The sequence below is a fragment of the Desulfonatronospira thiodismutans ASO3-1 genome (assembly GCF_000174435.1).
Lineage (GTDB): Bacteria > Desulfobacterota > Desulfovibrionia > Desulfovibrionales > Desulfonatronovibrionaceae > Desulfonatronospira > Desulfonatronospira thiodismutans.
The window spans coordinates 213,543-232,130 of the sequence record NZ_ACJN02000002.1; the positions used below are offsets into that span (position 1 = coordinate 213,543).

The 18,588-nt window shown below is 54.2% G+C and carries 23 protein-coding genes; 14 read left to right on the forward strand and 9 right to left on the reverse strand.

Features of this window, described 5'->3' with window-relative positions; all coding sequences use genetic code 11:
• Window positions 1-79: 79 nt before the first annotated feature.
• The 3 genes from DTHIO_RS07165 to DTHIO_RS07175 all read left to right on the forward strand — a co-directional run bounded on the left by DTHIO_RS07165 (window position 80) and on the right by DTHIO_RS07175 (window position 2,956).
• On the forward strand, window positions 80-1,075 hold the full coding sequence (locus DTHIO_RS07165) for a TRAP transporter substrate-binding protein (protein ID WP_008869658.1): 996 nt from the start codon (window positions 80-82) through the stop codon (window positions 1,073-1,075).
• Between the two features lie 64 nt (window positions 1,076-1,139).
• A complete protein-coding gene (locus DTHIO_RS07170; protein ID WP_008869659.1) occupies window positions 1,140-1,706 on the forward strand; it encodes a TRAP transporter small permease in 567 nt (188 codons plus the stop codon).
• Window positions 1,697-2,956: a TRAP transporter large permease gene (locus DTHIO_RS07175; protein ID WP_008869660.1), complete on the forward strand. Its 1,260-nt coding sequence runs from the start codon at window positions 1,697-1,699 to the stop codon at window positions 2,954-2,956. The genes DTHIO_RS07170 and DTHIO_RS07175 overlap by 10 nt, the downstream gene beginning before the upstream one ends.
• 86 nt (window positions 2,957-3,042) lie before the next feature.
• Here the strand turns inward: DTHIO_RS07175 and DTHIO_RS07180 are convergent, their stop codons facing one another.
• From DTHIO_RS07180 to DTHIO_RS07190, 3 genes are read right to left on the reverse strand one after another with little or no spacing between them, the layout of a single operon-like run.
• The gene (locus DTHIO_RS07180; RefSeq protein WP_008869661.1) at window positions 3,043-4,119 is read right to left on the reverse strand and encodes a glycosyltransferase family 4 protein; all 1,077 of its coding nucleotides are present in this window, start codon (window positions 4,117-4,119) and stop codon (window positions 3,043-3,045) included.
• Window positions 4,091-4,705 carry an FmdE family protein gene (locus tag DTHIO_RS07185; RefSeq protein ID WP_008869662.1) on the reverse strand — a complete coding sequence of 205 codons (615 nt, stop codon included), beginning with the start codon at window positions 4,703-4,705 and terminating at the stop codon, window positions 4,091-4,093. The genes DTHIO_RS07180 and DTHIO_RS07185 overlap by 29 nt, the downstream gene beginning before the upstream one ends.
• A gap of 21 nt (window positions 4,706-4,726) precedes the next feature.
• A complete protein-coding gene (locus DTHIO_RS07190; protein WP_008869663.1) occupies window positions 4,727-6,805 on the reverse strand; it encodes a M1 family metallopeptidase in 2,079 nt (692 codons plus the stop codon).
• Window positions 6,806-7,198: 393 nt separating this feature from the next.
• On the opposite strand from DTHIO_RS07190, the gene DTHIO_RS07195 reads away from it, so the two are divergent.
• Entirely contained in the window at window positions 7,199-7,474 is a 276-nt protein-coding gene (locus tag DTHIO_RS07195; protein WP_008869664.1) for a type II toxin-antitoxin system HicB family antitoxin, read from the forward strand.
• Window positions 7,474-7,704, forward strand: coding sequence for a type II toxin-antitoxin system HicA family toxin (locus DTHIO_RS22940; RefSeq protein ID WP_008869665.1), 231 nt, complete (start codon window positions 7,474-7,476; stop codon window positions 7,702-7,704). Before DTHIO_RS07195 ends, DTHIO_RS22940 begins: the two co-directional genes overlap by 1 nt.
• Window positions 7,705-7,775: 71 nt before the next feature.
• Here DTHIO_RS22940 and DTHIO_RS07205 read toward each other — a convergent pair whose 3' ends face one another.
• Together DTHIO_RS07205 and DTHIO_RS07210 are read right to left on the reverse strand one after the other, a co-directional pair.
• Window positions 7,776-8,174, reverse strand: a complete 399-nt coding sequence (locus DTHIO_RS07205) for a type II toxin-antitoxin system VapC family toxin (RefSeq protein WP_008869666.1) — start codon at window positions 8,172-8,174, stop codon at window positions 7,776-7,778.
• The gene (locus DTHIO_RS07210) at window positions 8,167-8,403 is read right to left on the reverse strand and encodes an AbrB/MazE/SpoVT family DNA-binding domain-containing protein (protein WP_008869667.1); all 237 of its coding nucleotides are present in this window, start codon (window positions 8,401-8,403) and stop codon (window positions 8,167-8,169) included. Before DTHIO_RS07210 ends, DTHIO_RS07205 begins: the two co-directional genes overlap by 8 nt.
• A gap of 244 nt (window positions 8,404-8,647) precedes the next feature.
• Here DTHIO_RS07210 and DTHIO_RS07215 point away from each other — a divergent pair, with 244 nt between their 5' ends.
• The 9 genes from DTHIO_RS07215 to DTHIO_RS07255 all read left to right on the forward strand — a co-directional run bounded on the left by DTHIO_RS07215 (window position 8,648) and on the right by DTHIO_RS07255 (window position 15,188).
• The gene (locus tag DTHIO_RS07215; protein WP_008869668.1) at window positions 8,648-8,914 is read left to right on the forward strand and encodes a hypothetical protein; all 267 of its coding nucleotides are present in this window, start codon (window positions 8,648-8,650) and stop codon (window positions 8,912-8,914) included.
• Complete coding sequence (gene yedE, locus DTHIO_RS07220; protein WP_008869669.1) at window positions 8,904-9,992, forward strand: YedE family putative selenium transporter; 1,089 nt, start codon at window positions 8,904-8,906, stop codon at window positions 9,990-9,992. Before DTHIO_RS07215 ends, yedE begins: the two co-directional genes overlap by 11 nt.
• 17 nt (window positions 9,993-10,009) lie before the next feature.
• Window positions 10,010-10,228, forward strand: a complete 219-nt coding sequence (locus DTHIO_RS07225; protein WP_008869670.1) for a sulfurtransferase TusA family protein — start codon at window positions 10,010-10,012, stop codon at window positions 10,226-10,228.
• Window positions 10,225-10,770, forward strand: a complete 546-nt coding sequence (locus tag DTHIO_RS07230; RefSeq protein ID WP_008869671.1) for a putative Se/S carrier protein — start codon at window positions 10,225-10,227, stop codon at window positions 10,768-10,770. Before DTHIO_RS07225 ends, DTHIO_RS07230 begins: the two co-directional genes overlap by 4 nt.
• Window positions 10,758-11,612, forward strand: a complete 855-nt coding sequence (locus tag DTHIO_RS07235) for an NAD(P)H-hydrate dehydratase (RefSeq protein WP_008869672.1) — start codon at window positions 10,758-10,760, stop codon at window positions 11,610-11,612. The genes DTHIO_RS07230 and DTHIO_RS07235 overlap by 13 nt, the downstream gene beginning before the upstream one ends.
• 371 nt (window positions 11,613-11,983) lie before the next feature.
• Window positions 11,984-12,805, forward strand: coding sequence for a sugar phosphate isomerase/epimerase family protein (locus DTHIO_RS07240; protein WP_040418159.1), 822 nt, complete (start codon window positions 11,984-11,986; stop codon window positions 12,803-12,805).
• Entirely contained in the window at window positions 12,792-13,370 is a 579-nt protein-coding gene (locus DTHIO_RS07245; RefSeq protein WP_008869674.1) for a nucleotidyl transferase family protein, read from the forward strand. The genes DTHIO_RS07240 and DTHIO_RS07245 overlap by 14 nt, the downstream gene beginning before the upstream one ends.
• A gap of 31 nt (window positions 13,371-13,401) precedes the next feature.
• Window positions 13,402-13,872 carry an HAD family hydrolase gene (locus DTHIO_RS07250; protein WP_008869675.1) on the forward strand — a complete coding sequence of 157 codons (471 nt, stop codon included), beginning with the start codon at window positions 13,402-13,404 and terminating at the stop codon, window positions 13,870-13,872.
• A 143-nt stretch (window positions 13,873-14,015) separates the two neighbouring features.
• The gene (locus DTHIO_RS07255; protein WP_008869676.1) at window positions 14,016-15,188 is read left to right on the forward strand and encodes an ATP-binding protein; all 1,173 of its coding nucleotides are present in this window, start codon (window positions 14,016-14,018) and stop codon (window positions 15,186-15,188) included.
• Window positions 15,189-15,635: 447 nt separating this feature from the next.
• On the opposite strand, the gene DTHIO_RS07260 is transcribed toward DTHIO_RS07255, so the two are convergent.
• The 4 genes from DTHIO_RS07260 to DTHIO_RS22330 all read right to left on the reverse strand — a co-directional run bounded on the left by DTHIO_RS07260 (window position 15,636) and on the right by DTHIO_RS22330 (window position 18,586).
• Complete coding sequence (locus DTHIO_RS07260; RefSeq protein WP_008869677.1) at window positions 15,636-15,956, reverse strand: type II toxin-antitoxin system RelE/ParE family toxin; 321 nt, start codon at window positions 15,954-15,956, stop codon at window positions 15,636-15,638.
• A gap of 6 nt (window positions 15,957-15,962) precedes the next feature.
• Complete coding sequence (locus DTHIO_RS07265; RefSeq protein ID WP_008869678.1) at window positions 15,963-16,226, reverse strand: ribbon-helix-helix domain-containing protein; 264 nt, start codon at window positions 16,224-16,226, stop codon at window positions 15,963-15,965.
• A 180-nt stretch (window positions 16,227-16,406) separates the two neighbouring features.
• Window positions 16,407-17,024: a sulfurtransferase-like selenium metabolism protein YedF gene (gene yedF / locus DTHIO_RS07270; protein ID WP_008869679.1), complete on the reverse strand. Its 618-nt coding sequence runs from the start codon at window positions 17,022-17,024 to the stop codon at window positions 16,407-16,409.
• Between the two features lie 386 nt (window positions 17,025-17,410).
• Window positions 17,411-18,586, reverse strand: coding sequence for a cobalamin-independent methionine synthase II family protein (locus tag DTHIO_RS22330; protein WP_008869680.1), 1,176 nt, complete (start codon window positions 18,584-18,586; stop codon window positions 17,411-17,413).
• Window positions 18,587-18,588: the final 2 nt, after the last annotated feature.

The window sequence follows — 18,588 nt, forward strand, 5'->3', positions numbered from 1 at the left end:
TCCGTTAAAAAAACTTTCGAAAGCGGCCTGAATATTTATGATAGCCGTCTTTTGCACAACATTCAAACGGAGGGGTAAAATGAAAAAAGTATTAGCGTGTTTGTTTTCGGCAGTGCTTATGGTAGTTGCAACAGCTTGTTTCACGCTGAAGGAACCAGACCTGGCCCAGGCAAGCACAGAGATCCGGCTGGCCCATGTGGTCAATGAAGAAGACAGTTTTCACATTGCGGCCATGAAATTCAAAGAAATCGTAGAGGAGCGCACCGACGGGGAGATTTCCATCTCCATTTATCCCAATGCCCAGCTTGGCGACGAAAGAAACCTCCTGGAAGGCATGCGCATGGGCACTGTGGACATGGGGGTCATCACCAACGGTCCAGTGGCCAACTTTGTGGAGGAAATCGCAGTCCTTGAACTGCCCTTCCTTTTTCCCAGCCGGGAGGATGCCTATGACATACTGGACGGCCCCATTGGCAGCGAATTGCTGGATAATCTGAAAAGGGTCAACCTCAAAGGCCTGGCCTATGCCGAGCGGGGCTTTAGAAACCTGACCAACTCCAAACGTCCGGTGCACACTCCTGAGGACGTTTCGGGCCTGAAGATCCGGGTCATGGAAAACCCGGTGTACATAGATACCTTCAGGGCCCTGGGAGCCAACGCTGTACCCATGGCCTGGACCGAGGCCCTTACTGCCATGCGCCAGGGCACCATTGACGGACAGGAAAACCCGGTCAATGTCATTCATGCCTTCAAGCTGGACGAGCAGCAGGATTACCTTTCCATGACCAGACATACCTATGCCCCGGCTATTTTCGTAATGGGCCAGATGAACTGGCAGGGCCTGTCCCCGGAACAGCAGGAAATATTCGTCGAGGCTGCCCAGGAAGCTTCAGAGCATGCACGGCAGGTAAACTTTGAAATGGAGGAAGAGCAGCTGCAGGAACTCCAGGAAAGGGGCATGCAGGTCATCGAGGAGCCGGACCTGGAAGCCTTCCGCAGCGAGGTGCACTCGGTGTATGATAAATACGGGGATGATTTCGGGGAATACCTGGAGCGCATCCTGGATGAGCTTTAACCTCCCGGCATCCCCGAAAAGATACTTTCTGGACAATTAAAACACATACAGAAGGTTGACAGCCTTGACAGGCAAAATAATAAACGGCGTCGATGCACTCTGCAGCCGCATTGACGCCGTTGTAGGCATAATTGCTTTTTGCGCCCTGCTGACCATGATAACGGCCATCAGCATGCAGATAGTTTTCCGGGTATACTTCCAGGCCCTGCCCTGGTCAGAAGAGCTTTCCCGGTACATGCTGGTCTGGCTGACCTTTCTGGGCGCAACCATGGCCTATCGCAGGGGCCTGCACATTACAGTCACCTTTGTGGTGGGACTGTTGCCGGATATAGTGCGCCGCCTCATCCGTACAGCCACCATTGCAGCCTCTATTTTCTTTTTCGCCGCAGGCATGTGGTACGCACTGAGCTACATAGAGTTTCAATCCGGACAGGTGACAGCATCTCTAAGGCTCCCCATACCACTGATCTACTCGGTGATGCCTTTTTCTTTTGCCGTCATGATCCTCTACGGCCTGCACGCCCTGCTCCTGGAAATGTTTCCCGGGCATCAGCCCGGCTACAGGGGGAAAAAAGCCGAAGGGCAGGGCCAGGACAGCCAGCCCCGGGACGGGAATAAACAATGGCCCTGATCCTGTTCACCTCTTTTCTGGTTCTCTTGTTTCTGGGAGTGCCCGTGGCCATTGCCATTGCACTGGCCTCCATGGTCATTCTCATGCAGGAAGGCGTGCCCTTGATGCTTGTGGCCCAGAGGATGTTTTCCGGCACTGACAATTTCTCCCTCATAGCAGTCCCCCTTTTCATTCTGGCCGGGGACATCATGGCCAGAGGCAGGATTTCCGAGAGGCTGGTGGAATTTGCAGACGCTCTGCTGGGTTTTTTAAGGGGTGGACTGTCCATTGTGGCGGTCATGGCCGGGATGTTCTTTGCGGCTATATCCGGATCCGGGGCAGCCAGCACTGCCGCCATCGGCTCTTCCCTGGTCCCGGAGCTGAAACGCAAAGGCTACTGTGAAACCAGCTCCGCCTCCCTTATAGCCGCCTCCGGCACCATAGGTGTAGTTATCCCCCCGTCCGTGCCCATGATCCTGTATGCGGTAATGGCCCAGGAATCAGTCAGCCGCCTTTTTCTCAACGGATTTATCCCCGGGGTCATCATGGGCCTGGTATTAATCGTCATTGCCATCCGCCAGGCATACCAACGCGACTATCCCCCCGGGTCTCCGTTCAGTGTTGCCAACATAGCCCGCACCTTCTACAGGGCCATCTGGGGCCTGCTTACTCCCTTTATTATCCTGGGAGGCATATTCTCGGGTTTTTTCACCCCTTCCGAGGCTGCGGTCATTGCGGTGAATTATTCCCTCATCGCCTCCCTGTTCATTTACCGGGACATGGGCCTTAAAGATATCTACCGCATCATGCGCCGCTCCATCATAACCACCGGGGTAATCATGTTCATCATAGCCACCTCTTCAGTCATGAGCTGGGTGCTGGCCAACTGGAACATACCAGCCATGATAGCCCAGTCCGTGCTGGAGATATCCACCAATCCCTACGTGCTGCTGTTACTGATCACCCTGCTCATCCTGGCCACCGGGATCTTCGTGGAAACCGCCTCGGCCCTGATCATACTTACCCCGGTACTGCTGCCCCTGGTCAAGCTGCTGGACATCTGCCTTGTACATTTCGGCCTGATCATGGTCATGGGCCTGGCCATCGGCATGATCACCCCGCCAGTGGCCATAAACCTTTACGTGGCTTCATCCATCACCGGCCTGCCCATAGAAAGAATATCCCGCTCGGTCATCCCCTTTCTCCTGGGCCTGCTCCTGGTCCTGTTCATCGTGGTCTACCTGCCCCTGTTTGTTCCGGTTATTTTTTAAAATTGTGCAGATTGACCACGCGAGGCGCGTGGCAGGCTCAGCCAAAGGGAAAAGAACCGGTTCCGGATGAAAACGAATTGTCATGTTCAAGTCAGCGCTGCAGGGTTTAACACCTGCCGGTACAGCCGGATGTACCTGCGGGTCATTTCTTCCAGGCTGTGCTCCCGGACTACGTAGGCCCGGGCCTTGCTGGTCATGTCCTGAAGTGATTCCGGGGAGCGCAGGACCCGGGCCATGCTGCGGGCCAGACAGACCGGGTCACCCACGGGGCAGATCAGCCCCCTGCCTGAGACCAGGTCTTTTAACCCCCCAGCCTCGGTGGAAACCACCGGGACCCTGTATCTGAATGCATCCAGCACGCTGCTGCCCAGGCCCTCTTCCTGTGAACTCATAACAAAGAGGTCGAATACCGGAAAAAAGCTTTCCAGGTCCTGTTCAAAGCCCATGAGCAGGTAGCTGCGTTTAAGTCCCAGGCGGCTTATTTCCCGGCGCACCTCCGCCTCCAGAGGACCGCGACCGAAATGCACAATCACGAAATCCGGGGCTCTTTCCTCCCTCAGCCGGGCTGCGGCCCGCACCAGGGTCAGGGGATCCTTGTGCGGCACCAGGGCTGCGGCGCAGGCGATGATTTTCCTGGGGGCCAGCCTCTTTTGCAGGCTCAGGGCTTCAGCTGAGGGTGAGCGAAGACTTACGGTGGTATCCAGGCAGCTGGGTATGACTTCTACCTGCCTGCCGGGCAGGGTGCCCTCCATGATATCTTTTATGGCCTGGGAGATGGCTACTGTCTGATGAGTATAATGGTATTTGAGAAGGGAAAGAGTACCCCGGGGGACAAAGTCCACCCGCCTGGTGTAGACGATTCTGCGGCCGTGCAGGGGCCTGGTCATCACCGCCAGGCTCTGGCCACGCCCGGTCTGGGCATGCAGGATATCAAAGTCCCGGCCCTGCGTGGCCAGAAAACGTAAAGCCCCAGCCTGAGTTTTGACCTCACTGACCGCAACGGACTCAGCCCTGGCCCTCCTGGCCAGAGGCGAATCCCTGAGGCATACAAGTCTTACGTCCTGCCCGGCCCGGGCCAGACCCTTCATGGTGAAAAGGGTCTGTCTCTCCCCGCCGCGCCAGCCTTTTTCTGTATTAATCTGCAGGATTTTCAAGGCGCTCAAAGCAGGGTATGCACAGGGTCCGTTCCTGAAGCCGCCTGGTACGTGTCTCCATGACCTGTTCGCCGCAGGTTTCACAGGTCTGGCTGTTTAATATCCTGGCCTTGCGCGGAGCCTTGTGTTCAGGGGTTTTGATTTCAAAAACTTCTTCTAAGGGGGATTCCATGATGCGCCTGGAGAGCATGGACCTGGCCTCCCCCAGTTCCTTTTCCTCCTCCGGGGTCAGGCCGTGCTCCTGCATTTTGGCGTGCAGGCGGCTCAAGGTCCTGCGAATATCCCCGTATACCTCAGGCCTGGTCACTAAGCGGGCGGCGCGGCCGTCGCTTCGGCGATAAAAGCTGAAGGCGTTTTTGCCCAGATCCCTGTAAATAAGATTGCCTTTGCCGAAGGTGCATCCGGTCAGGTACTGGATGGCATCCACCCCGCACATATCCGTCTCCACCACGGCCACTATCTCCTCGTCCCCGGACCTGCCCATCTCCTGCAAGGCCCACTCCCCGGCCCGGATGCCTATGGCCAGTCCCGGGCACCAGTGGCCGTGAAAGGACGTCACGCCTTCGATCTGCTGACTGGATAAGCTGCAGCTCATACTGAACTCCTGTGTTGTGTTTTATTCAAAATCATACTGCAGGGGCAGATCCATCTCCTCCCAGGTGCCCCTGGCCCGGTTTTCACCATCCCGGAAAAGAAGATAACTATCAGAGCCGTAATGCCCGATCCTGCGGACAGCATCCCGGGCTGCTTCTTCTGAACCAAACATAAAATACGCCCAGACTGTTTCCGGGTCTTGGCCTGGGTTCACAGCCATGAACAGGGCGTTTTCCGGGTCGTCCAGGGACTTCTGCTCAAAAAAGGACCTGCCCTGCTGCATGGAGGCCTTGCCTGCCTGCTCAAAATTCTCCCGGGCCAATTCTTTTTCAGGCATGCCCAGAAAAAGTACATCCCTGCCCAGCAGGTCCTTATCCCCTGCCTCGTCTTCACTAATGACGGATACGTCCTGGCGGTTCAGGGTCTGCAAAAGCATCCGGGCCGCTTCCAGCTCCTGTTCAGACATACCTTGTGCGGCTACGGCATTCAGATCTCTGGAGCCACGTATCCTTTCCACGGTGGCGGGCATTTCTTCCGGGTGCAGGCGGCGAAACACGTCGGAGTAAGGGTCAACCATAAACTTTGAAGGCCTGGACCGGGCCTGGAACTCAAAGGTAGTTTCCCTGCCGTCCAGGTGCAGCTTATGCACGAGCCGGCGCGTGGGGGTCTCGATATGTACAGGCAGGTGCAGGTCAAAAACCGGCTCTTCCTGCCTGATGGTCCCGCTGATGGTCCACCTGCCGGGCAACCCGGAGACATCCACGTCGTCCAGGGAAATAAAAGGGGCACCGGATCTTTGCACCCACTGCTCAAAAAAAGGCTTTAAGTCCTTGTCTGCCACCTCAGAGAAAACCCTTGCAAAATCACTCCACCCGGCGGATTCAAACATGTATTCACGGACCATGCGCCTTAGTCCCTCCCAGAACTCCTGTTCCCCCACCTCTGAGCGCAGCATGTGAAAGACCATGGCCCCCTTGCCGTAGCCTATGGCCTGGCTTTCGCGGCTGTCGCGGCGCGTGAACTCTTCCAGGGGAAAGTCGTTGTCCTGGCTGACCAGGGAAGAAAAGCCACGCACGAGCCTTTCGCGGTACTGCTGGGCCTCTTCTTCGGATTCGCGCTCCAGAAGCAGGTAGTCGGCCACATATGTAGTCACGGCCTCGGACCAGTTGCCCTGGCTGTAATCCACCCGGACTCCGTTGCCCCACCAGGAATGGGCGATCTCGTGGGGCAGGCTGGTTTCCAGGATAAATGGCAGGCGGATCACCCGGCTGCCCAGCAGTGTCCATGAAGGCAGGCCGTATCCGGTGGGAAAGAAATTTTCCACCACTGCAAACTTTTCAAAGGGGTATGGACCCAGAATGGCCTGAAAAAAGTCCATATGACTGCGGGCGGCCTGGAGATAGTCGTGAGCCAGGTCCTGGCTTTCAGGGTAAAAATAGGTACTCACCGGGACATCACCGGAGTCGTCTGTTTTTACTTCATAAGGCCCGGCGGATACTGTCAGGCTGGGCAGGGGCACGTCCACCTGCCATTTTGACAGGCTGTAATCCTCCCCTGTGGTATGTTCCTTGAGCCTGCCGGCGGTTACGGCCAGGTATCCAGCAGGGGCCTGGACCCGTAAATCCCAGGTGGCCGGTCCCTGCCGGGGATCGGGGTACCAGCCGCTGCCCCCGGACAGAAAGGTTCCCTCCGTAGTAATTGCTCCTGCTACCCCGTAAGTTGGGTCCTCGGTATGCATGGCAGGGCCGGGCGTCTCATCATCAAACTCGGCTTCGTAGTCGATCTGCAGGGTCGCCCTGGAACCTGCAGCCTCCCGGGGAAGCTCAACTTCAAGTACACTCCGGCTGAAACTGTGCTCCAGCTTTTGTCCGTTGAGGCGCACACTTGCCACCCGGGCCTGAGGACTCAGGTGCAGCCGCTGCTTTCTTTCAGCTTCAGGCAGACTCACCCGGGCCCTGCCTTCGAGTTTTTGCTCCTGCGGCACAAGAGTTATCTCCAGCTCATGGTGCACATGCCTGTCTGCACCCATGGCAGGGGAGCCGGCCAGAATCATTACGAAGCCCAGAAGGACGGCAGTGGTGGTTAATATTATTTTTTGCATAAAGGTCTTTTTAAGTTCAAATGGCCGGGATTGCAAGGCAGGAAGCTTCCTGGCCCAAGGAGCAGTTGACTGGCATATTTTTTTCACTTACTTTGCAGCCAAATGGTTTTAATCCTGACAAGTAAATGCAATTTTATTTTAGAATGTTGCTTTCACACAAGCATGTCATTTTATGCAGAGCACGGTCTGCTCCCCTCCTTGGTTAAGGAGGAGGCCGGGGGTGGTTCGTTATAAATGATATTTTCCTTATACATTAGCCTGCAGACTTGCTTACGAGCAAGGCCGATGGAGACGCTTTCCGGGGAAACTGTTTTCCACGGAACCGATATTAATCTGAGTCCTTTTTTTGTTGGCTAAACTCAACAACTCATTTTTAGTACAAGGTAAACCAATATGCAGTTACAGTTTACGATCCATATCTGGAAAAAGGGTGACTGGTTTTTGGCAAAATGCCCTGAACTGGATTTTATCTCCCAGGGCACAACAAGGGATGAAGCCGAAAAGAACCTGATGGAAGTGATGCAGATTCAGTTTGAAGAAATGTCGCTGATGGGCACGCTTGACGACTACCTGAAAGAGTGTGGATACGACTTTGATAAAGACACGGGTACAGCAACACCCCAGGCAAAAATGATCGGCTCTGAAAGCTTCGAGATGCAGGTTGTTTGATGCCCAGGCTTTATCCCACCAGCTGGCGCACTCAATTGAAAATATTCGAAATTTTCGGTTGCACCTACATAAGGAAAAAAGGCTCGCATCATATTTTAAGATGCCCGAAAGCAAAACGTGCCGTAGTGATACCAGAATATGACGAGATTGATATTGATATAATAAAAAGCAACATGCAGACTGCGGGCATGTCTAGAGAAACATATTTTGAACTAATGGCAAGAATATAAATTCTGACCTGCCGTTGGCTATGCCAGCAACCCAAGCTAAAAATGCATGCTCTTATCCTTCCTTTTTCAGTCTAAACCCAGATAATCCTGACCAGGTGGGAGACTTGCCTGAACTCTGGATCACCGGTCACCAGAGGAGCATCATTTTCCAGGGCGGAAGCCATGGCAAAGGCGTCGGCATAAGAAATTGGATGGCGGGCCTTGAATTCAGCTGCACGGTAAATCAGCTCGTTTGGACAGGGCAGAATCTTGAGCTTCAGGCGTTTCAGGTGGATAAAGGTTTCCAGTTTTTTCTGTTCGCCGAAACGGCGCTGGGTAAGGTAGATAATCTCGCCGACGTTGATGGCGTTGATAAACCCTTCTGTCTGCCCGCTCACGACCCGCTGCAGCAGCTCACTGACTTTATCAGCTCCCGGCTCTTTTTGCAGGAAACGCAGCAGGGCAAAGCTGTCGAACAACAGCTTAGTCATCTGCAAAATCCTGTGTGCGCTCCCGTGCAAGTTCCTCTGCCAGGGAAGGCTCCGAGCCCAAAGAACCATAAGCTTCGACGACCGGATCGCCCTTGACAGGTACCAGGCAGATGATGTCGCCGTATTCTAAAAACTGGATCTCGGCTCCGGGTTCTAGTTGGTGCTTCTTGCGTAATTCCGCAGGAATGATCACTTGCCCCTTGCTTGATATTCGAAATATTGACTGCATATCCACCTCCAGCGTAAAACGTTTTGCCAATAGCGTAAAGCGCAGCTGACAACATGTCAACGCAAAAAGCCTCTCCTGCGGCACCCTCTAAGCTGAGATTTATATCCGGCTCTTTGTGAACCCTCCTTGAAATCCTATAGTTTTTTTCAATACGAAACACCAGAATCTATTTATAATATGTATTGGACACTGTTTTTAAAAGTTCTGTAAATTGCCATGTGTTTATAGCGCGCTGGAACTGGAAATGATCTGGAGCAATCAGGCGGTAATGGGCATGGAACTTATATTTGTCTGTCCGGAGCAGAAGACGGCATTTACAACCTCTAAGTGGAAAGTTGATGGAGGCCTGACAGCGGTTTCCGACTCTTCCGGCAACAGGAGCCTCAAGGGCAGGATTGAGGCCTGGTGTCCCTTTTGCTTGGTGGAACATACTTTCAGTCCGGATGAGCTTCCATGTCCTTTTAAGTCCACTCAAGACAAACAATCAACAGGAGGGGGAGATGAGCAGTAGAAACATTTTTGCCACCCTGGCCGGGATTGTAGCCGTAGGAGTTATCATCGGCATCCTGGCCCCGCTTCTGCAGTACCTGGGCAATCCGGCCAATATGGGTATCTGCGTGGCCTGCTTTGAGCGTGACATTGCCGGGGCCATAGGCATTCACCGGGCTGCAGTGGTTCAATACCTGCGCCCGGAAATCCTGGGGTTTGTCCTGGGGGCTCTGGCTGCCGGGCTCATATTCAAAGAGTTCAAGCCCAGCGGCGGATCAGCTCCCATGACCAGGTTTGTCCTGGGCATGGTGGCCATGATCGGGGCCCTGGTTTTCCTGGGCTGCCCCTGGAGGGCAATCCTGCGCCTGGCCGGCGGGGACGGCAACGCTGTTCTAGGCCTGCTGGGGCTGGCAGCAGGGGTTTACATCGGAACCCTATTCTTTAGAAAAGGCTACAACCTGGGCCGCAGCTACAAGCAGTCCATAGCCACCGGGCTGATGCTTCCGGGCATTATGCTGGGCCTTCTGGCCCTGCGGCTCATCTTCCCGCCCCTGGAAGGTGAGGATAAAAGCGGTGTTCTTTTCTATTCCCTGAGCGGACCGGGTGCTGCATACGCTCCCCTGGCCATTGCCCTGGCCATCGGCCTGGCTGTCGGCTTTCTGGCCCAGCGCAGCCGCTTCTGCACCATGGGGGCCATAAGAGACCTCATCCTGTTCCGGCAGACCCATCTCATGGCCGGTTTTCTGGCTCTTCTGGTGGTGGCCTTTGTGGTCAACCTGGCCCTGGGACAGTTCAATCCCGGTTTTGAAGGCCAGCCTGTGGCCCACAACCTCTTTTTCTGGAATTTCTTCGGCATGCTGGTGGCCGGACTGGCCTTTGCCCTGGCCGGAGGATGCCCGGGCAGGCAGCTGTTCATGTCCGGTGAGGGCAACAGTGACGCTGCAGTATTTGTTCTGGGCATGATCATGGGTGCTGCCCTGGCCCACAACTGGGGCCTGGCCAGCTCTCCAGCCGGACTGGGGGACAACGGGGCAGTGGCTGCCATCATCGGCCTGGCCGTGTGTCTGGCCATAGGTTTTGCCAACCTGAAAAAACAATAGCCAAAGGAGTTTTCATCATGGCACACAAAGTGGATGCAAGGGGCCTTGCCTGCCCTCAGCCGGTTCTTTTGACAACCGAGGCCATTCAGAATACAGGTGAATCCGAAATAGAGATCCTGGTGGACAATCAGGCCAGCCGGGAAAACGTGGGCAGGGCTGCTGAAAGCAAGGGCTACCAGGTGGCTGTTTCCGAGGAAATGGACGAAGATTTCCGCATTGTTATCAGGAAAAAATGAACTTCTTAAAAAGCATTTTCGGCAAAGCAAAAAAGACCAGGGGCGTATCCGAAAGAGGCATCCTGGTTTTTCACCATACCAGCGAGGTTATCGAGGCTGAATCCCATCTCAGCGAGGCGGGCTTAGACGTCAGGGTCATGGGTCCGCCTCCTGAGATACAGACCGGCTGTGACATGGTCATCGAGTTTCCTATAATGCATCAGCTGCAGGCCTTAGACATCCTGGAACAAAAGCGCATAAAGCCCATTCAGGTCACAGCTGCTCAGGACCACCTCTTAGAACCGGTGTCTCTTTACAACATCAGGGACTTTGGTGATTTTCTCATGGTCAGAGCGGCCAATATGAAAATCACCGTGGACAGACAGAGCCTCAAGATAGTCAATGTCTCGGGCGGAGGATGCCCGGACGTGCCCTTTCTGGCTGAGCAGCTGGTGGGCAGGCCTCTGCATGAGGCCCCTGAGCCCCGCAGGTTCGGCCGGACCCTGTGCGGCTACTCCCTGCAGCTGGCCTATGAGGAGATGAAGCGCAGATGTCCTGGCTGATTGTGGGCACGGTGCCTGAAGAAGACTTCCCCTTGGTGCACGGTCCTGTGGAGGTTCATAGCCAAAGTCTCAGGGTGCTGGAAAGGGAGGTTAAAATCGCCCGGGGCACACCGGCCCTGGCCGCATTTACAGCAATGGCCGCCCGGGAGATGGGCCTTTCCATGCCGCACGTCATGCTGGTGGGGGATACCGGTGACGGGCAGGGCAGCAGAGCTCTATACGCTCACCTGGTTGAGATGGTGGACAAACTGGAGATTGAAGGGTTTACCTTTCATTACCTGCTGCCGGATATTTACTGGCACAACCAGGTCTTGTGGGCCATCCAGGAAAAACTGCCTTCAGCCATGCTGGTGGCTGATGCCGGGTTTATGTACGTGGCCAAGATGAGCGGGTTTGCAGCCGATTACGATCTGTTTACCCCGGACATCGGGGAGATGTGCTTTCTGGCCGATGAGACAGCACCTCATCCCTTTTATACCCGGGGCTTTCTCCTGGAGGACGAATCCAAGGTGGAGGAATACATATCCAGGGCTTACAGCGAGCAGAATGCGGCCAGGCATCTCCTGGTCAAGGGAGCAAAGGACTATATCGTCCGGGATGACGTGATACTTGACACTGTATCCGAACCCTCGGTTGCGGCCATGGAAGCCATTGGAGGTACGGGCGACAGCCTTACCGGCATTGTTACTGCCAGACTTATGGCCGGTGAGGACATCCCGGCGGCCTGCCATAAGTCAGCCCTGACCAACAGGCATCTCGGGGTACTGGGACGGCCCACCCCGGCCTACAGTATAGGCCACCTTCTGCCATATCTGGCAGGAGCTATGCAGGAAGCTGGCTGATTACTAACCAGAACTTCAGGCGTTTAGCACAAACTTCGAAACAACATATTGTTTCATTTTCAAAGAAAACCAGGAAGTTTTGCCCCGAAGGGGCCTCTTTTTCCGTGCAGGGACAGGGACGCTGGAAAAAACATCAGTGGCTTACTGCTGAAACCTTGTCATAAAAAACAAGAAACTTGGACAGGATTAACAGGATTGACAGGATAACCTTTTGGCCTGGCTTCCGGCCAGGACAAAGATGATTTTCTCTTCATCAATCTCTTAATCCTGTTAATCCTGTCAAAAAAGTTCTTTTCTTTATTGGGTTGCGGGCAAAGCCCGCCTTAGTAACTTACTCACACGACTTATTCATGCCGGACAACATTCATCCAATGCCCATACTGGCCTTTACTGCTGATTATTCAGACTCTGCTTCAAGGCTTGAGCGGGCCGCAAAAGCCTCCCATGGCCTGGAATTTTCGCCGGACCCCCTGAGACCGGATCTTTTGCCCGGGAGTGTGCTGCCCTTTCTGCGCCGGGACATACCTGTGCGCTTTCACACCAGGTACTTCGGCTGGGAAATGGGGCATGCAGATCGGCATGAAGCAGAAAAAGCCCTGCAAGTGCACTTAGAGACCATAAAGAAGATGCACGGCCTGGGAGAGCCGGTGGTTACCGTGCATACAGGACTTGGCCCGGCGGTTCCCATCAGGGAAAGCCATATCCGGGACAACCTGTCTAAGCTGGTGGAATTCGCCGGTAAAAAAGGCATAACCGTCTGCCTGGAAAACCTGAGGCTGGGCCACGGATCTGATCCCTACAAGATACTTGAGTGGGCAAAGGCCTCCGGGGCCATGATCACCATGGATACAGGACATGCCCGGGGATGTTCCATGGTGCGGGACAACCTGATTACCCCTGCGGATATGGTTGACCTGTTTGGCTCCAGTCTTTATGAGGTGCATGTTTACGGAAGGGAAGACCACCTGGGGCATCATCCCATTAAAGACATTGCTCCTCTGCAGGAGATGCTCACACGCCTTTTGCAGACAGATTGCAAGTGGTGGACCATCGAACTGCAGGACCTGCACCTGGCCACGTCCTCGCGCAGTATCCTGGAGCGTTTTCTTGGACGCAATGTGACTGGAACATCTCTTGACTATGCCCCGGGCAAACCAGCAGAACAGGACCCTGAACATTATGAACGTCTATGATACAGCAGTGATACACGGCAGATTTCAGATCCTGCACAACGATCACTTAAAATACCTTCTGGCCGGCAAGGCCATGTGCAGGCACCTGGTGGTGGGTATCACCAACCCCGATCCGGTGCTGACCAATTCCGTGGAAGTGGACCCGGGTCGCTCTCATGTCATGTCCAACCCATTGACCTACTTCGAGCGCCTGGTCCTGGTCCGGGAAGTACTACTGGAGGCAGGCCTTTCCCATCAGGAAATGACCATCACCCCTCTGCCCATCACCAGGCCGGAGCTGTTCAGGCATTATGTGCCCATGGACGCCCTGTTCGTGCTGTCCATATACGACGGCTGGGGCAGGCAGAAGCTTGAGCAGTTCAAGTCCCTGGGCCTGAATACCCATGTCTTGTGGGAAGTGAATCCGGAGCAAAAAGGCATCAGCGCCCAGGACATCAGGGAGTTGATACTCAAAGATCAGAACTGGGAACACCTTGTGCCGGAGGCCTCGGCCAGGCTGCTGAAAAAGTGGCGTATACCGGACAGGCTCAGGCAGATGCAGCAAGAAAGTATTAAAGCAAATTAAAGCCCGAAATAAAGATGATAAGGATACCCCCATGCTTTCGGTAAATATCCCGGGATATGTAAAAATCGACCTTGCCCATCTGCTCCTGGACTACAACGGCACCCTGGCCCTGGATGGAGAGATCCTGGACGGGGTCCTGTCCAGACTGCAAAAGCTCTCCACCAAGATTGAAATCCATGTCCTTACAGCGGATACCTTCGGCCGGGCTAAGGACAGGCTTGCCGGACTGGAGTGCAGGTTTCATCTTATCCAAGAAGGTGATCAGGCCCGGGCCAAGGCTGATTACCTGCAAAAAACCGGGGCCATGAATTCTGCAGCAGTGGGCAACGGCCGCAACGACCGGCTCATGCTGGAACAGGCCTGCCTGGGCATAGCTCTTATCCAGGAAGAAGGTGCAGCATTGGCGGCACTGTCAGCCGCTGATGTACTCTGCCGGGATATCAATCACGCCCTGGATCTCCTGCTGCACCCCCTGCGCCTGAAGGCCACCCTGCGGGGGTAGTGCCAGGTCCAGGCTCAGCATTCCCTGGACAAGCTTCAGCGTGATTCACTGGTTATATGTGCTTACACAGCTGGTGTCCGACATGTTTTTATGCAGATTGTAAACAGCATTGACAATTTGCATAAAGTGGATAATATCTCTGCATGATCAGGCGCGATGCTGAAGCAACAATTCTCAGGCTGCTGCAGGGCTTTCCTGCTGTAACCATTACCGGACCCCGCCAATCCGGGAAAACCACTCTTGCCAGAGCCATCTTCTCCCAAAAACCGTACTTTTCCCTGGAAGACCCTGATATGCGTCAGCTCGCCCTTGATGATCCACGGGGATTTTTGAGCAGGACTGCTCAGGGAGCCGTTCTAGACGAGATTCAGCGGGCACCTGATATCTTGTCCTATCTTCAGACGCATATGGACGAACATGGTCGGATGGGAATGTTTATCCTTACAGGTTCGCAACACTTCGGCCTGATGTCTGACGTAACCCAGTCCCTGGCCGGCCGCACAGCCTTTGTGCAGCTGCTGCCCTTCTCACTGGAAGAGGTGAAAAGATCTTCTGCATCCAGTCTCGAACTCGATGACCTCCTTTTCGCCGGCGGATACCCGCCCCTGTATGACCGCAACCTGACCCCTGATATCTGGATGCCGGCATATATAACCGCCTATTTGGAACGTGATGTCAGGCAGATTCTTGAGGTCCAGAACCTGGAGGCTTTTCAGCGTTTTTTACGCCTTTGTGCTGGACGCAGCGGACAGATCCTGAACCTGTCCGCCCTGGCCACTGATTGCGGAATTACGCACAATACCGCCAGATCATGGATAACCGTCCTGGAGACAAGCTTCATACTCTTCAGGCTTTATCCGCATCACGCCAACTTCCGTAAGCGCCTGGTCAAGTCTCCCAAGATATACTTTTATGATACAGGACTAATGTGCAGGCTGCTGGGAATTCAAAATGCACAGCAGCTGGCCTTCCACCCCCTGCGGGGCGCAATCTTTGAGACATTTGTGGTCTCGGAGCTCAAGAAAGCCTGCTTCAATTTCCTGCTGAATGTGGAACTGTATTTCTGGCGGGACAGCAACGGCAGGGAAATAGATGTTATTGCAGACTTCGGAGGCAGCCTCATGCCCATAGAGATCAAGTCAGGCCAGACTGTCAACAGGGATTTTTTTACAAACCTGGAGCACTGGTTGAAGCTGGCAGGCAAGACAGCCTTTTCACCAGTTCTGATCCATGGCGGAAAGGCTGAGATGATTCGCAAAGAAATCAAAGTGACAGGATGGCAAAATGCAGCCCGCATCCTCACCACTGACAGCTGACATGCTTGACGGTAACAAGCAGAGTGGCGAATTTAGCTACATGAAAGAAATATTTTGAAGTAGCCGGTTTCACTAGGATTTGCAGCCCACAGCAGCCTGCCTGTCACGCCTATGGCGTGATTGAATAGCTCAATGAGCTAGCCCGCAGGGCATTCAACTGGGGTGCCAAAAACAATCTTCTCTGGCACGGGAAGCCTTCAGGCGTACACCCGGCTAAAATGCGCTTTGCTGTCCTGCGAAATTCTATCGGGCAGGCAGGTGCTTTACACACACAGCTTTTGAAGAATAAAGAGCCCAAGCAGCCTGTCAGCGGCCTGTAATCCGCCTTACACTCATGCTTTTAGAGCCAGTGGGGGCAGACCACGTTTTCTGCGCAAAACGCCGCCTGGAGGAACAAAACGAAAACAGGCGGCAATTCCAGCCTTTGGGCTATAAAGAGGCAAAACACTACACGCCGAAGTCTTCCCGGAAACGGTCGATCTGGTGCATCCGCTCATGCAGTATTGTCACAATGCCGATGTCACCGTTTGAAAGCCAGCGCCAATAAACGAAATGACGTTCATAGCGGAAGAAGTAGCCTTCGATACCGAACTCGGCCGGAACGGGGCGCGATAAGGTTCTGTGATCCGCAATGCCGTTGAAGGCATCAAACAGGCCGGTAATATAGCGGTCGGCCTGCTGCATGCCCCAGCGGTTGAGGGTGTGATGGTATATCTCGTCAAGACGGTAGGACGCAGCATCCTGGATGCGAATATTGGCTTTGGTCATGCCGTGTCAGGCCCGGTTCCGGTTGCGTGCAATTACCTCCGCCGCCGTCAGGGGGTGATACGATGCTTCGGGTGCTGCGTAGGCGTGAGTCAGCTCGGCCTTGAGGCGCTCGAACGTGTCCGCTTCCTTACGTTCCTTGTCTCTTCGGATCAGGTCTCGCACATATTCGCTAACATTCTCGTAGGCGCCATGCTCACCCACATTCGCGGTAACGAATTCGCTGAGTGCGCCGCTGAGGCGAACAGTCATCGTCGTTGTAGCTCGGCTCATGAAACGCTCCTTTCACTCCTTTCATGATTCAATGTTTTATGTGTAATATGATCATTCAATATTGAAGACATGTCAAGAGCCGAAATGGGGTCACCTATGGACAGGTTAGCAAAATGCAGCTCGCACCCTGACCACTGACAGCTGACATGCTTGACGTTTACAAGGTGAGCAGTTGTGGCATCAAACTGTAATCACCTTGTCCGCGTGGCTCATGGCCGTGATGATGTCCAGCATGTTGGTGGTCTGACCGGCATCCTTGGCATCGGTGAGTCCGAAAAACTCCAGACAGGTGCCGCAGACCAGGATTTTTACCTGGTTTTCTTCCAGCCTCTGCACGGTCTCCAGCACCGGGCTGTCTTTTACAGCCAGCTTGACCCCGGAATTGACAAAAACAAGCATCCACAGACTGCTGCCCATCTCCGGCAGGGTCTTGATGAAGTTCTGCATGAGTTTTGATCCCAATTCATCGTCACCCGTACCCAGCCTGCTGGTGGACACAAATACCATGGTGCGCAGGGTTTCACCTGCCCCGGGCCCGGGTGCGGCAGCTTCATGGGATCCGGTTGCCGGCGCTTCGCCTCTGCTGGCATGGATGGTCCAGATGTCGCCGTTTTTTTCCGGTTTTTCCAGGGCGTAACCCTGGGTGGACAAAAATCTGGATACATTTTCCAGGGCCGGTTCGTTGTCCACCTGCACCTGCAGGGTATCCGGGTTTATCGAGTCGATAATTTCCCTGCTTTTGAGTACCGGCTGGGGGCAGGGCAGCCCCCGGCAATCCACTTTTTCATGTCTGCTCATTTCTTTTCCTTGTACTTGGTTCAGTTACTGCTGGATCATGCTAATAGCGGTCCAGTCCTCAAAAATCGTACCTATTCATCATCTGTGGCCCAACAGCTAGGGTACGGGGGTTCGGCAAACTGGGTCCCGCACTTACTTTTTCTATGTCTGATCAATTTTCAAATCAAGATTTGCCAGAAAGTAAGTGCGGGATCTGAACGACGTAGGAAGCGTTAATCAAAACCGTAAAACACCGAACCTGATTCAAGGCATGTTACAGAATATACCCTGGTTATCAAATCAGTGTATAGGTTTTGATTTACGCTTCCTTGGAGTGAGTTTTTACGTCCTGTTTGCCGAATTCCCGTACCCTGGAGCACATTTCTTCAGTGAATGGTTCCCAAAAATCAAGAAAATTCTTTCCTCAGTCTCCTGGCCGCTTCAGCAATGGAGCGTATCTTGGCCGTGGCCACTTCTTCCACATTTACGCAGCGGTTGGCAAAACATCCGAAACCACAATCCGTGTTCAAAAAAAGCTGTTCCGGACGATAATGCTGCAGGGCAAGCCTGGTCTTGTCCATGATTTCTTCCGGGGTCTCGGCCTCGGTGGTGCGGGGGTTGACCACTCCCAGCCCCAGTTCTCTGGGGATATCCGTCCCTGGTATACTGCCCGAGAGGGCCTCTCCAACAACCTTTATTTCCCCGGCCCTGGGGGTGGCATACTCCAGCACGTACTGATGCACCTTCATCTTGGTCAAAGCCGGCAGGAGCGGTTCATAATCACCGGTGAGCAGGACGTCTTCCCGGGTGCTCCAGTTGCCCCGGCAGATGTGAATACCTGTGCGCGGCCCACTGATACCATCAATAATCCTGTTCATAAGCTCGGCAGCGTAATCCAGTTCCTCACCCACGTCACGGCGGGTGGCCAGGGTGGCTCACATAAAGGTACGTCTGCCGCACTCCTGGGACATGACTATTTCCGTGAGAACAGGCTCGTCGAACTGGACGAATTCGCACCCGGCCTGAGCAAGCTCCTCAAGCTCGCTGCGCAGGATATGGACAACATCGTCGCCCATTTCAAACTGGTCTTTGTAGAACTTTCCGGCATACCTGGTCACCCACATGGACCGGGAAAGCAGATACGGACCGGGCAGGGTTACCTTGACCGGCTTGTCGGTCAGGGTCTTGACGAACAAAAAATCATTCAGAGCCAAGGGTTCGCGTCTCTGCATGCGTCCCACGCATGTGGGATTGCGGATGGCCGAGGCCGGAACATCCAGCTTGTCCAGCATTTCTTCAAAACCTGACTTATCCTCCACCTCGTCCAGCATTTCCGCCAGGGACATGAGTTTTGTGCCTTCCACCTTGTCCGTGATGAAAGAATAAAAATTATCCCTGCGGTGCTCCCCGTCCACCAGGATGTCCAGGCCGGCTTTTTCCTGGATCTCAACAGTTCTTGCAACCTCGTCATCGGCAATGCTGTGAAACTCTTCCTTAGACATTCTGCCCAGACGATGGTCCCGCAGGGCCTTGAGCATTTTCTTTGAGCGGGGCCAGCTGCCCACTTGAGTAGTAGTAAACATGA